General features: G+C 63.3%; 12 protein-coding genes. 6 read left to right on the top strand and 6 right to left on the bottom strand.

Annotation, left to right across the window (positions count from 1 at the left end):
* Positions 1-130 precede the first annotated feature (130 nt).
* Both H040_RS16465 and H040_RS16460 read left to right on the top strand, forming a co-directional pair.
* Positions 131-652, top strand: a complete 522-nt coding sequence (locus H040_RS16465; protein ID WP_027916789.1) for a sigma-70 family RNA polymerase sigma factor — start codon at positions 131-133, stop codon at positions 650-652.
* Positions 649-1,401 (top strand): anti-sigma factor family protein, encoded by a 753-nt coding sequence (locus tag H040_RS16460; RefSeq protein ID WP_027916788.1) that lies wholly within the window; start codon positions 649-651, stop codon positions 1,399-1,401. The genes H040_RS16465 and H040_RS16460 overlap by 4 nt, the downstream gene beginning before the upstream one ends.
* 302 nt (positions 1,402-1,703) lie before the next feature.
* On the opposite strand, the gene xthA is transcribed toward H040_RS16460, so the two are convergent.
* A complete protein-coding gene (xthA, locus tag H040_RS16455) occupies positions 1,704-2,516 on the bottom strand; it encodes an exodeoxyribonuclease III (protein ID WP_027916787.1) in 813 nt (270 codons plus the stop codon).
* A gap of 164 nt (positions 2,517-2,680) precedes the next feature.
* Here xthA and H040_RS16450 point away from each other — a divergent pair, with 164 nt between their 5' ends.
* Genes H040_RS16450 through H040_RS16440 form a run of 3 tightly spaced genes read left to right on the top strand, consistent with a single transcriptional unit; the run spans position 2,681 to position 8,798 of the window.
* The gene (locus H040_RS16450) at positions 2,681-3,331 is read left to right on the top strand and encodes a GNAT family N-acetyltransferase (RefSeq protein ID WP_027916786.1); all 651 of its coding nucleotides are present in this window, start codon (positions 2,681-2,683) and stop codon (positions 3,329-3,331) included.
* Between the two features lie 53 nt (positions 3,332-3,384).
* The gene (locus tag H040_RS16445) at positions 3,385-5,127 is read left to right on the top strand and encodes an autotransporter assembly complex protein TamA (RefSeq protein ID WP_027916785.1); all 1,743 of its coding nucleotides are present in this window, start codon (positions 3,385-3,387) and stop codon (positions 5,125-5,127) included.
* Positions 5,124-8,798, top strand: a complete 3,675-nt coding sequence (locus tag H040_RS16440; RefSeq protein WP_027916784.1) for a translocation/assembly module TamB domain-containing protein — start codon at positions 5,124-5,126, stop codon at positions 8,796-8,798. The genes H040_RS16445 and H040_RS16440 overlap by 4 nt, the downstream gene beginning before the upstream one ends.
* Before the next feature lie 6 nt (positions 8,799-8,804).
* On the opposite strand, the gene H040_RS16435 is transcribed toward H040_RS16440, so the two are convergent.
* From H040_RS16435 to H040_RS16420, 4 genes are all read right to left on the bottom strand, one after another.
* Positions 8,805-9,362 carry a DUF2589 domain-containing protein gene (locus H040_RS16435; protein WP_027916783.1) on the bottom strand — a complete coding sequence of 186 codons (558 nt, stop codon included), beginning with the start codon at positions 9,360-9,362 and terminating at the stop codon, positions 8,805-8,807.
* A gap of 67 nt (positions 9,363-9,429) precedes the next feature.
* A complete protein-coding gene (locus tag H040_RS16430; RefSeq protein WP_027916782.1) occupies positions 9,430-10,098 on the bottom strand; it encodes a DUF2589 domain-containing protein in 669 nt (222 codons plus the stop codon).
* Between the two features lie 64 nt (positions 10,099-10,162).
* Complete coding sequence (locus H040_RS16425) at positions 10,163-10,543, bottom strand: Mor transcription activator family protein (RefSeq protein ID WP_027916781.1); 381 nt, start codon at positions 10,541-10,543, stop codon at positions 10,163-10,165.
* A 231-nt stretch (positions 10,544-10,774) separates the two neighbouring features.
* Positions 10,775-11,233, bottom strand: a complete 459-nt coding sequence (locus H040_RS16420; protein WP_027916780.1) for a hypothetical protein — start codon at positions 11,231-11,233, stop codon at positions 10,775-10,777.
* Positions 11,234-11,382: 149 nt separating this feature from the next.
* On the opposite strand from H040_RS16420, the gene H040_RS16415 reads away from it, so the two are divergent.
* Positions 11,383-11,571, top strand: coding sequence for a hypothetical protein (locus H040_RS16415; protein ID WP_003248064.1), 189 nt, complete (start codon positions 11,383-11,385; stop codon positions 11,569-11,571).
* Positions 11,572-11,606: 35 nt separating this feature from the next.
* Here H040_RS16415 and H040_RS16410 read toward each other — a convergent pair whose 3' ends face one another.
* Positions 11,607-11,981, bottom strand: coding sequence for a fe2+ zn2+ uptake regulation protein (locus H040_RS16410; protein WP_027916779.1), 375 nt, complete (start codon positions 11,979-11,981; stop codon positions 11,607-11,609).
* Positions 11,982-12,062 lie beyond the last annotated feature (81 nt).

Raw genomic sequence — 12,062 nt, 5'->3', positions numbered from 1 at the left:
GGTGGTCATCCGGTTCAGTGAAGGTGCCGGTACGACGGCGCAGGGAAAAACTTATTCCATCAACGGGAATAGATTTTCTCCCCAGGCGTCTGCCCCATACACTGACAACCCCAGCGCCCGGTACCTGACCATGCACGATCTGGACGAACAGCAGTGGCGTGAGCTGCTGCAGCGCCTGCGCCGCTTTGCCTTGTGGCTGACCCGCGAACCCGGCAGCGCCGACGACCTGGTACAGGCCACGGTCGAGCGCGCCTTGAGCCGCCGTGGCCAGCAACGCGAAGCCGAGGCACTGCGGGCCTGGCTTTTCACCATCTTGTATCGGCTGTTTCTCGATAATAAGCGCCGCGAGCGCTTGCATGCCCGCTGGTTGTCGTGGTTCGGCCGCGGCGAAATGGCGCACGAAGCGGTGGGCGACAATACCGAGGATATCGTGCTGGCCCAGGCTGACTTGCAGGCCTTCGCCCATCTGTCCACCGAGCAGCGGGCCTTGCTGTTGCTGGTCAGCATCGAGGGGCTCAGTTACAAGGAGGCCGCAGCGGCCCTGGAAATCCCCATTGGCACGGTGATGTCGCGGCTGTCGCGTGCCCGTGCTGCCTTGCGTGAACTGACCGAGGGCAACCCCCAGCCGCCGGCTTTGCGGAGACTCAAATGACACGCCTGATTCCTGGTGAAGACGAACTGCACGCCTTTGTCGACGACCGCCTGGAGCCGGCGCGGCGTGCCGAGGTACAGGCCTGGCTGGCGGCCAATCCGCAGCAAGCGGCGCGGGTCGAGGCCTGGCGCGCCGATGCCCGGCGCTTGCGCGCGGCGTTGGCCGGCTTTGGTGAGCAGCCGGGTGTGGCGACGCTCGACCTGCGTCAGGTACAGCAGCGGGTGCGCCAGCGCCGGCAGCGGCGGCTGGCATCGGCAGCGGTATTGTTGCTGGCGCTGGGCGTCGGCGGGCTGGGGGGCTGGCAAGCACGCCAGGTCACCTTGGCGGGCAATGAGCTGCCGATGGCCGATGCAGTGCAGGCCCATCGGTTGTTCGCCGGCAGCGAGGCGCTGGATATCCAGGCCAGTGACCCGGCACAGTTGCGCGATTGGCTGGGCCGGCATTTCAGCCGTGTGGGGCAGTTGCCGGATCTGGCGGGGTATGGTTTCCAGCCGGTCGGGGCGCGGTTGCTCAGCAACGAACAGGGGCCGGCGGCGCTGCTGGTGTTCCAGGATCGCAACGGCCAGCGCATCAGCCTGTTCCTGCGCTCGCCGGGTGATCGCTATCAGCGCATGCCCCAGGGGCAGCGGGTCGATGGGCAACTGGAAGCGCGCTACTGGTCGCACGGGGCGTACAACTTTGCCCTGGTCAGCGCGGCGGACGATGGGCGTGGGGCGGGGGTGGGGGAGGCGTTGCGGTTGGGGTTGTAGCGGGTGGGTAGGGCTTGAGGCATGCAGCGGGTTTGAGATCGAGCGCCGCCCGCGCGGCGCATCGCGGATGAATCCGCTCCTACATCTGTTGCAACGTGCCGAACCTGTAGCGCCATGGTCGCCTGCCTTGCCGAATGCCTTGAGCCCTACAAACAAGGCTGACAACCATGGCCTGACAGGCATGGCCACCTTGCAACAGATGTAGGAGCGGATTCATCCGCGATGCGCCGCGCGGGCGGCGCTCGCTCTTACCGGCGCCACATCCCTGACGGCATGCCCCACATCACTCAACTCAACTCAACTCAACTCAACTCAAGCCAGATCGGCGCATGGTCCGAAGGTTTTTCCATCCCGCGCAGCTCATAGTCCACTCCAGCCGCCTTGATCCGCGGCACCAGGGCCTGGGAGGTCATGATCAGGTCGATGCGCAGCCCGCGCTTGGGTTCGTCCTCGAAGCCGCGGCTGCGGTAGTCGAACCAGCTGAAGCGGTCGGCCACTTCCGGGTGCAGGTGGCGGAAACTGTCTACCAGGCCCCAACCCTTGAGGCGCTCCATCCACTCGCGCTCTTCCGGCAGGAAGCTGCACTTGCCAGTCTTCAGCCAGCGCTTGGCATTGTCCGGGCCGATGCCGATGTCGCAGTCCTGGGGCGAGATGTTCATGTCGCCCATCACCAGTACCGGCTGGTCGTTCTTGAACTGCCCTTCCAGCAGCGCTTGCAGGTCGCTGTAGAAGCGCTGCTTGGCCGGGAACTTGGTCGGGTGGTCGCGGCTTTCGCCCTGCGGGAAGTAGCCGTTCATGACCGTGATCGGGTTGCCGTCGGCATCGGCGAAGGTACCCCAGATGAAGCGTCGCTGGGCATCTTCTTCATCTGTGGCAAAGCCTTTGAACAGACTCAGCGGCGCCTGGCGCGAGAGCAGGGCGACGCCATAATGGCCCTTCTGGCCGTGGTAGTGCACGTGGTAGCCCAGGGCCTGGACATCGGCCAGGGGGAACTGATCGTCGCTGACCTTGGTTTCCTGCAGGCCGATCACGTCCGGCTGGTGCTTTTCGATCAGCGCCGCCAGCTGGTGCGGGCGGGCCCGCAGGCCGTTGATGTTGAAACAGACGATCTTCATGGAAAGACAATCCTGGTAAAAGGCCGGATGCTAGCCGACATCGGCGTTCATCACCAGCATGGCAGCCGCGTTCAGGCACTGCTAACGTGCTGGTGGAGGTGAACGATGCGCAGTGGAGCACCTCCAAGGCACTGAATATGCCCTTTCCAGGAGGACTGCCCGCCATGCCCGAAGCCACTGCCGCCCAGGCACGTATCTGCACGCTCGATGACGGCTACAGCCGTGAGGCACGCTCGCTGCTGTACAACGCCTATCGGCACGAACCGACTTTTGCCTATATCTTCGAGGGCCAGCGGCCAGGCTACGAACGCCGGCTGCGGGTGATGGTGCGCGAGTGGGTGCGCCAGCACTTTTATCTGCAGCTGCCGGCCATCGGCCTGCTGCTGGAAGACCGCCTGATCGCCGTGGCCCTGATCGTGCCGCCACAGCGCCGCCTGGGGGTGGCCGACAGCTGGGCCTGGCGCTTGCGCATGCTACTGGGCACCGGCCAACGCTGTACCCGTCGCTATATGGATTACCAGGCAGCGCTGGCCAGCTGCCTGCCGACCGGGCAGGTGCACATGCTGCCGCTGCTGGGCGTGCATCCACAGTTTCGTGGCCATCACTACGGTGAACAATTGTTACAAGCTGTTCATGACTGGTGCGCGGAGGACCCCAATACCCAGGGCGTGGTGCTGGACTCTGGCAACGAGCATTACCTGGCCTTTTACGCGCGCCAAGGCTACGAAGAGATTGGCGAGGTGGCTGTAGGGCCAATCCGGGAACGGGTGTTTTTTCATCCCAATCCGGTGTCATCGATGTCATCAATTGCCTGAAGTGGGCTGCCAGGCGCCTCCCTTGAGCGCTTGGCTCTGGTAGCATGCGCCGCATGACGTATTCAGGAAGACTAACCTGGGGCCTGGTTTTCTGGGCCGCCAGTTTCGCAGCATGGGGCCAGAGCGAGTTGCTGGTGAAGGTAAAACCAGCCAACAAGGAGCTCAAGGCCAATGTCGAAGGCTATATCGGTAACCTTGGTGACCGCGATGAAGAAGCGCTGCTGCGTTTCAGTCGCGGGGCCCAGGAGCAGGCGCGCAAGGCCGCGCAGGCACTTGGCTACTATCAGGCGCAGGTCGACACCGAAGTCAAACCGCCTGCCAAGGCCGATCAATCCCCCCAACTGATCATCAAGATCGACCCCGGCGAGCCTGTGCGCCTGCGCAACGTGACCGTGCGCATCGAAGGTCCGGCCAGCGAGATGAAGGCCTTTCGCGTGCCTGACAGCAGGGCATTACGGCCGGGCGAGCAGCTCAACCATGGCCTGTACGAGGATGCCAAACGGCTGATCCAGAACCAGGCTTCGCGTTATGGCTTCTTCAGTGGCCACTTCACGCGCCAGCGCCTGGCCGTCGACCCGCAGGCCGGCGTGGCCGACATCGAGCTGGTTTACCAGAGTGGGCCGCGCTATCGCCTCGGGGCAGTGACATTCAGTGGTGACACGCCGCTGGACGAAGACCTGCTGCAACGCATGGTCTCGTTCAAGCCCGGCACGCCTTACGATTCCGAACTGATCGCCGGGCTCAACAACGACCTGCAATCGAGTGGCTATTTTGAAGGTGTGCGGGTCGATGCCGCACCCACCGCAGCGGTCGGTGAAGACATCCCCGTGGATGTACGCCTCGAGACCCGCAAACCACGCACCATGGGCCTCGGCCTGGGCTTTTCGACCGACGTCGGCCCGCGCGGCAAGGCCAACTGGACGCGGCACTGGGTCAACCCGCAAGGCCACAGTTATGGCTGGGAGACCGAACTGTCGGCACCGCGGCAAAACGTCGGTCTGTGGTATGACGTGCCTCTCGATCCGCCCCTGACCGACAAACTGCGCTTTGCCGGCGGCTACCAGAACGAAGAAATCGCCGGCACCGACACCCTCAGCAAGCTGCTGACCGTCGGCCCTGAGTGGCACAGCAAGCTGCCCAGCGGCTGGCAGCGGGTGATCTCGCTCAAGTATCAGCGCGAAGAGTATCGCCTGGGCGATGACTCGGGGCTGAGCAAACTGTTGATGCCGGGTGTGAGTTTTTCCTACCTGCGCAGTGACAACCGCATCGACCCGCATAACGGCTACCGCTTGCAGTTCGACACCCAGGTGGCCAAGGAAGGGCTGATGTCCGACACCAACCTGTTGCATGGCAATGTCCTGCTCAAGGGCCTGACCACCCTTGGCCACAACCACCGCTTCCTCGGCCGGGTGCAGTTTGGTGGCAGTGCCACCAACGGCTACAAGAACAACATTCCACCGTCGCTGCGCTTCTTCGCCGGTGGCGATCAGAGCGTGCGCGGCTACGACTACCAGACCCTGTCGCCGAAGAACAGCGACGGCGACCGTATCGGTGGCCGCTATCTGGTCGCGGGCAGTGTCGAGTATCAGTACTCGCTGGCCGAAAAATGGCGGGTGGCAACCTTCATCGACCAGGGCAACGCGTTCAACACCCTGGAACTGCCAAGCCTCAAGACCGGGGTTGGTATCGGTGTGCGCTGGGTGTCGCCGGTAGGGCCGCTGCGCCTGGACCTGGCCAAGGCGCTCGATGACGATGGCGGAATTCGCCTGCACTTCTCCATGGGGCCCGAGCTGTGATGCGTGTGTTCAAATTCATTCTGCTGGGCATGCTCGGCAGTGTGCTGCTGGTGGCCCTGGCCCTGGGCCTGTTGCTGGGGACCGAAAGCGGCAGCCGCTGGGCCTTGGGCCGGGTACCTGGGCTGACCCTCGACGATTTCCAGGGGCGCCTGGCGGGCACCTGGCAGGCCAGCCGTTTGAGCTGGGTCGATGGCGGCAACCGGGTTGAAGTCGAGGCACCGTTGCTCAACTGGTCGCCCGCTTGCCTGCTGCGGGCCACGCTGTGTATCGAGCAACTGCATGCACGGCGCGTCGACATGGCATTTGCGCCAGGTGACGAGCCGGCCGAGAGCGGCCCTGTGCAACTGCCGACGCTGCGCTTGCCGCTGGCCATCGAAGTGGGCGAGGTCAAGGTGGGTCAGTTGCGCCTGGATGGCAGCGACCTGCTGGGCGATTTGCATCTGGCGGCGCACTGGAATGCAACTGGCCTGCGCGTCGAAAGCCTGCAGCTGCAACGCGACGACCTGCGCGTGGATGTGCAGGGTGACCTGCAGCCTGAGGGCGACTGGCCGCTGCAATTGCAAGGGCACGTGCAGTTGCCGGCGGTGGAGGGCAAGGCCTGGCAACTGGCGCTGAACGCCAAGGGCGAGCTGCAGAAGTCCCTCATCCTCGACGCCACCAGCAGCGGCTACCTTGATGCCCGCCTGAGCGGGACGGTACAGGCCCTTGCCGAACACCTGCCGGCGAAACTGCAGATTCGCTCCGATGCCTTCAAACCAACGGCTTCGCTGCCCGACACGTTGCAGCTCAATCAGCTCGTGCTGGATGCCCAGGGCGATCTGCTCAAGGGCTATCATCTGTCCGGCACCGCCAGCTTGCCGGCCGAACAGTCACCGATCGCCCTGGTGCTGACCGGCATGGTGGACGCCAAGGGCGCCAAGCTGGATGCCCTGGACCTGACGGCCAGCGAAAGCCAGCGCGTAAAGCTGCAGGCCAGTGCTGACTGGCAGCAAGGCCTGAAGGCTGACGCGCAGCTCGACTGGCAGGATTTCCCGTGGCTGCGCCTGTACCCGCTCGAAACTCCGCCGCAGGTGACACTCAAGCGGTTCAATGCTCAGGTGCAATACCGCGATGGCAACTACAACGGTACCTTCAACGGTGACCTCGATGGCCCGGCAGGTGCGTTCACCCTGGCCAGCCCGTTCGAAGGTGACCTGAGCCAGCTGCGCTTGCCGCAGGTGGCGATGACTGCCGGGCAGGGCAAGGCGGCTGGCAGTGTCGCGGTGCGCTTCGCTGATACCCTGGCCTGGGATGTCGACCTGCAACTGTCGGCCCTGGACCCTGCCTACTGGCTCGCTGAGTTGCCCGGGACCCTGGCCGGGCCGTTGCGCAGCAAGGGTGAAATGAAAGGTGAACAGCTCAGCCTGGATGCCCAGCTCGACCTCAAGGGGCGCCTGCGCGGGCAACCGGCGGTGCTCAAGGTCGAAGCGCAAGGTGCCGGGCAGAACTGGACACTCGGCGCCTTGGCCGTGCAATTGGGTGATAACCGTATCAATGGCAGCGGCAGCCTGCAGCAGCGTCTGGCCGGGCGTGTGGACCTCGATCTGCCGCGGCTGGGCCAGCTGTGGCCGAGGTTACAGGGGCAGGTCAAGGGCCGCCTGGATGTCAGCGGCACGCTGAACGCGCCGCAGGGCAACCTGACTTTGCAGGGCCAGCAACTGGCACAGGAAGAAAACCGCATCCAGCGGCTCGACCTGGAGGCGCGCCTGGACAGCGCTCAGCGCGGGGTGCTTGATCTCAAGGCCAACGGCATCCGCCTGGGCGACACGCTGTTGGGGACCTTGCAGGCCAATGGCAAGGGCGACATTCGTCAGCAGGCACTGACCTTGGCCCTGGATGGCCCGCAGCTCACGCTTGATCTGGGCCTGGATGGCCAGTTGAGCAAAGGCGACTGGCGCGGGCGCCTGGCCAGCGGCAGGATCCAGGCTGGCGGCCAGGACTGGCAGTTGCAGGCTCCGGCCCGCCTGCAGCGGCTGGCCAATGGGCAACTGGATTTCGGCGCCCATTGCTGGCGATCCGGCCAGGCCAGCTTGTGCGGCGAGGACCAGCGCCTGGCGCCCGAGCCACGCCTGCGCTATCACCTCAAGCAGTTCCCGCTGGGCAGCCTGGCACAATGGCTGCCTAAGGACTTCGCCTGGCAGGGTATGCTCAATGCCGACGTGAACCTGGATATCCCGGCCAGCGGCCCGAAAGGCACCGTTGGTGTCGATGCCAGTGGCGGCACGTTGCGCGTGCGTGACAAGGGTCGCTGGATCGACTTCCCCTATCAGACCTTGCGTCTGGAAAGCACCCTGGCGCCGCGTCGGGTCGATACACGCCTGGACTTTCGCGGCGAACGCCTGGGCGAGTTGAGCCTGAATACGCGCCTCGACCCGTTGGGCAAGGGCAAACCGCTGTCGGGTGACTTCCGCCTGGCCGGGCTGGATCTGTCTATCGCCCGTCCTTTCGTGCCGATGGTCGAGCGCCTGACGGGGCAATTGAAGGGTAGTGGGCGCCTGACCGGCACCCTGCTTGCGCCTCAGGTCAACGGCAACCTGATGCTCAGCGGTGGCGAGGTCAGCGGTGCCGAGCTGCCGATCAGCCTGCAGGAGCTGTCGCTGCAGGCCTCTATCGCCGGTGAGCAGGTGCTGCTCAACGGAGGCTGGCGCAGCGGCGATGCCGGGCGCGGCCAGCTCAACGGCCACCTGACCTGGGGCCAGGCATTGGGTATGGACCTACGCCTGCAGGGGCAACAGTTGCCCGTGACGGTCGAGCCCTATGCCACGCTTGAAGTCGCGCCAGACCTCAACCTGCGCCTGATCGATGACAAACTGGCGGTGACCGGCAAAGTGCTGGTGCCCAAAGGCAAGATCACCGTGCGCGAGTTGCCACCCTCGACCGTCAAGGTCTCGGACGACACGGTCATCGTCGGCCACCAGACCGAGGAGGGCAAACCGCCCATGGCGATGGCCATGGACATCGATGTGGTAGTGGGGCAGGACAAGTTGTCGTTCAGCGGCTTCGGCCTGACCGCCAACCTGCTCGGCCATGTGCACATTGGCGACAACATGGACACCCGTGGTGAGTTGAGCCTGTCCGATGGCCGCTACCGTGCCTACGGCCAGCGCCTGACCATTCGCCGTGCCCGGCTGCTGTTCGCCGGGCCGATCGACCAGCCATATCTGGATATCGAGGCCATCCGCAAGGTTGACGATGTGATTGCCGGTATTCGCCTGAGCGGCAGTGCCGAGCAGCCGAACACCACAGTGTTCTCGGAACCGGCCATGAGCCAGGAGCAGGCACTGTCCTATCTGGTACTCGGGCGCCCGCTGGGGACCTCGGGGGAAGACAACAATATGCTTGCCGAAGCGGCATTGGGCCTGGGCCTGGCGGGCAGTGCCGGGATCACCGGTAGCCTGGCATCTGGCCTGGGGATCGATGACTTCCAGCTGGACACCGAAGGTTCCGGTAACAGCACCAGCGTGGTAGCCAGTGGCAACCTGACCGAGAAGCTCAGCTTACGCTACGGGGTGGGGGTGTTCGAGCCGGCCAATACCATTGCGCTGCGCTACAAGTTGAGCAAGAAGGTGTATCTGGAGGCCGCCAGTGGGCTGGCAAGCTCCCTGGATATCTTCTACAAGCGCGACTTCTGAGGGGCTTCAGCGTACGGTGGCGGCCTCGACGAATTCGTTGGTTTCAGTGGGCGAAGGCGTGTCGGGTATACGCATGGGAGTGATCAGTCTGGTGTACTCCTCGATCAGGCGGTTGAGCGCCTCGGGTGGTTCGCTGGCATGAAACTGCATGCGTATCTGCACTTCGTCAGGGTCCCGGGCTTCGCCCTGGCGGCCCTGCGCGCCGATCGTCACCTTGAAGCTGGCAGCGTTGGCCCGTTCACATTCCTCACCCAGGGTGCGCAGCCCCTCAGTAGCGTTTACTCGTACCGAAAGGTCCACCTGCATGCGCTCCAGGGTCAGGCCCTTGGGCGCTACCAGGGCGAACAGTGGCACGCGCATCACATGCCTGTCATCCATCGCAACCTCGACCATCTTGGCCCTCATCGGGCTCCCTAGCGCCTGGGTGTCGGAGTCGAAGAACTGGTCGAACAAATTGATGTACTGCTGGGCAATCAGGCTGTTGGTGGCAGCAGCGGCCTCTTGAAGGCCGCGGGTAATATCCCGCAGGTCGAGGGCGGTCATGGGGGCTGGTGGGTTGTCCATGGGGCGGGCTCCTGAGGCAGAGAGAGGCCCCACAGGCAGGTGCGGGGCGACCAATCACGTAGCGGGATTACAATCGATCAGTAGAGGAGCTCTTGCCAGCATTGCTCTCTATGGCAGGTGTGGTCTTGAGGGTGTCGGCCTGCGAGATCGACTCCTGACTGTCCAAGGTTGAGGATTTGACCACGGTCGGCTTGGTGGCGGCCTCGGTGAGGAAATCGATTACCCGCATCATGGCTTCTGGTGGGTCCTGGCGACGTAGCGAGGTACTGAACGCATAGCGTGCCCGGGTATCGGTCTTGCGGGTTTGCGTGGACTTGCTGCTGATGCTGCCTTTCACATCCAGTTTGAAAGGGCCCCAGCCCAATGAGGCAGCCAGGTCACCACTTTTGCTGGATTCGCTGAAGTCTTCGGCCATCTGGCTGATGGTCATCTCGAATTCGACGTTGCCTTCATCGATGGATATGTTCGGGTGGGTGATGGCCGCCAGCAGCGGCACCTTCATGGACTTGCTGACGACGCCTTTGTACTCGCCTTGTTCGTCAACGATGGTTTCGTCATAGTCGAACTGGATGGCAACCGCTTTGCCGTCCTGTACGCACACCTGCATGAGGAAGTCCGCATAGGATTTGCTGGCAGTCACCTGCGCCTGGACCATGGCCTGCAGCGGTGCTGCGATCATGCGGTCCATGGGCAAGGCATTGAGGACCGAGCCGATGAGGCTGTTGTCGATGGACATTAGAGTCTTCTCTTTTCTTTAGCGTTGAGGGGGCGGCCGCTATGGGCGGCCGATGGGGGCGCCGTCAGCGAGTGCATTGTTCCTGGCGGCGAATGTTGCCGATCTGGCGCAGGCTCAGGCCGTATTTGTCGGCTAGCAGGCTGCGTGACAGGCCGTTGGCGCTTTCTTTCTGGATCTGCAGGTTGCGCAACTGACGCAAAAAATGGTCTGCCTTGGGAATTTCCAGGGCCACGCCGGCAAAGCGTTTGATCAAGGCGTCGAGGGCATCGGCCGGGAGTACGTCGGCGAGCTTGGTACGCTCTCGATATTTAGGTATGTACTTGGGCCTGCCGCCGTAGGCGCAGGTCATCTGGTAGGCGTTTTCAAGGCCGATGCATTCGATCAGGGCCTGCAACGAATGCGGTAACTGGCCGATGTCGATGGAGGTGAGATCTGGCAGTTCCATATGAGACTTCCTCGCGGTTGATGGGGCGCGATGCCTGTAGTTGGCATGGGGGAATTCTCGGGGAGCGATAAAACTGTCGCTAGGCGCCAAGTGGGCTGGCAGCTGTAGCTTCGATGAGCAGGGCTTGCAGGCAACGATGTCGCGAGGTGTAGGACGATGCCTCGCTGTTGCCGTGCAGGCCCGATTTCACGTTGGGTTGCTTTTCCACCGTGCAACTAAGTGCCCGCACCCTTATTTGCATGGATAACTGTTCAGCAGGCTTGCTCCACGCAGGTAGGCGTGCGCTTTACTTGCCTGTGCTTGCGGCAGGGAGCGCCAGTCGATGATCAGGCAAAGGCTGTACAACGGCTGCTCATCGAGCATGCCGATGACCCTGTCAGGAAAGGTGCGCCGATAGCGGGCGAGGGTGCTGTTCACGGTCTCGACCTGATCCGCGCGCGCCAAGGTCTGCCGAGCCAGTTCTGGCAGCAGCGGGTGGGGGACCGTGAAGTAGGCATGCCCGGACGTGGCCTTGAAGTGCCCGGCATGGCGGGTTCTTTGCCACAGTTGTTGCCATTGGCTGCTGCCTGCTTGGTCAGCCAGCTGGCTGCCTAGCTGGAGCAATTGTTCGGGCGGTGTCTGGCGGGTGTCCAAGGCATGAGTGGCAAGTGCGGGGGTGAGGAGCATGATGAACAGCGCGAAATTGCGCATGGTGCCTCCAGCGTGGGTTGGGGAAACCCAATACTTTCAGGCCTGGTTCGCCCTGCTAAGCAGGAAATGCAGCGCCGCAAGCCATGGCCGTTGTATCATTGCGCCTGCTCATTGCGAGCCAAATGCCCCCGATGTTGAAGGATTTTTCGATGACACACGTGCAGCGCCTCAAATATTCGCTTCTGATCATCCTGGTGGTGCTGGGCCTCATGCTGGGCCTGTCGCATCTGCAGAAGCAAGGCACGATCAGTGAACAGACCTTCCAGATGTTGGCCATTGCCATTGCCGTCGTCGTGGTCGTGATCAACGGGATTCTGCGGCGCAAGGTCAAGCCCTGACACCTGCCGGCCGGCCACGCCAGGCCGGCCTTCAGTCAGCGCGACAAGGGCTGCTCGAGCACGGCGCGGGCTTCTGGCTTGAGGCTGTAGCACTTGTCGCTGCCAAGGCTGATCACGCCCTCCGTGCACAGCCGTTTGAGTACCTCGCGCACGCTCAGGAACGACAGCGGTATGTCCAGTTGTTCCAGTTGCGCATGCACGCCCCGCACGCCAATGCTGCGCCCGGTACGGTCTGCGTTGTACAGCGCATCGATCACCTTCAGGCGAATTAGGCTGGTACGCAGGCCGTAGTTACGCAGCAGTTCGCGAATCTGCGTGTTACCGGCACGTTCGTCCACGCAGCCGGCCGTTCCATTGGCCGCCTTGCCCGGTGCGCGCCCGGTCTGCAATGAGGGTTGCGGGTTGTACATGTGAATGCTCCTTTTCGTGGACTGTCCCGAAATATGGGTGCCTCACTGATTAGGACGAATGAGAACGGCCAATCTGCAGCT

Source organism: Pseudomonas sp. URMO17WK12:I7, from assembly GCF_003269045.1.
Lineage (GTDB): Bacteria > Pseudomonadota > Gammaproteobacteria > Pseudomonadales > Pseudomonadaceae > Aquipseudomonas > Aquipseudomonas putida_J.
Note: the sequence above shows the minus strand (reverse complement) of the source record. Positions and strands in the feature narration are given on the sequence as shown.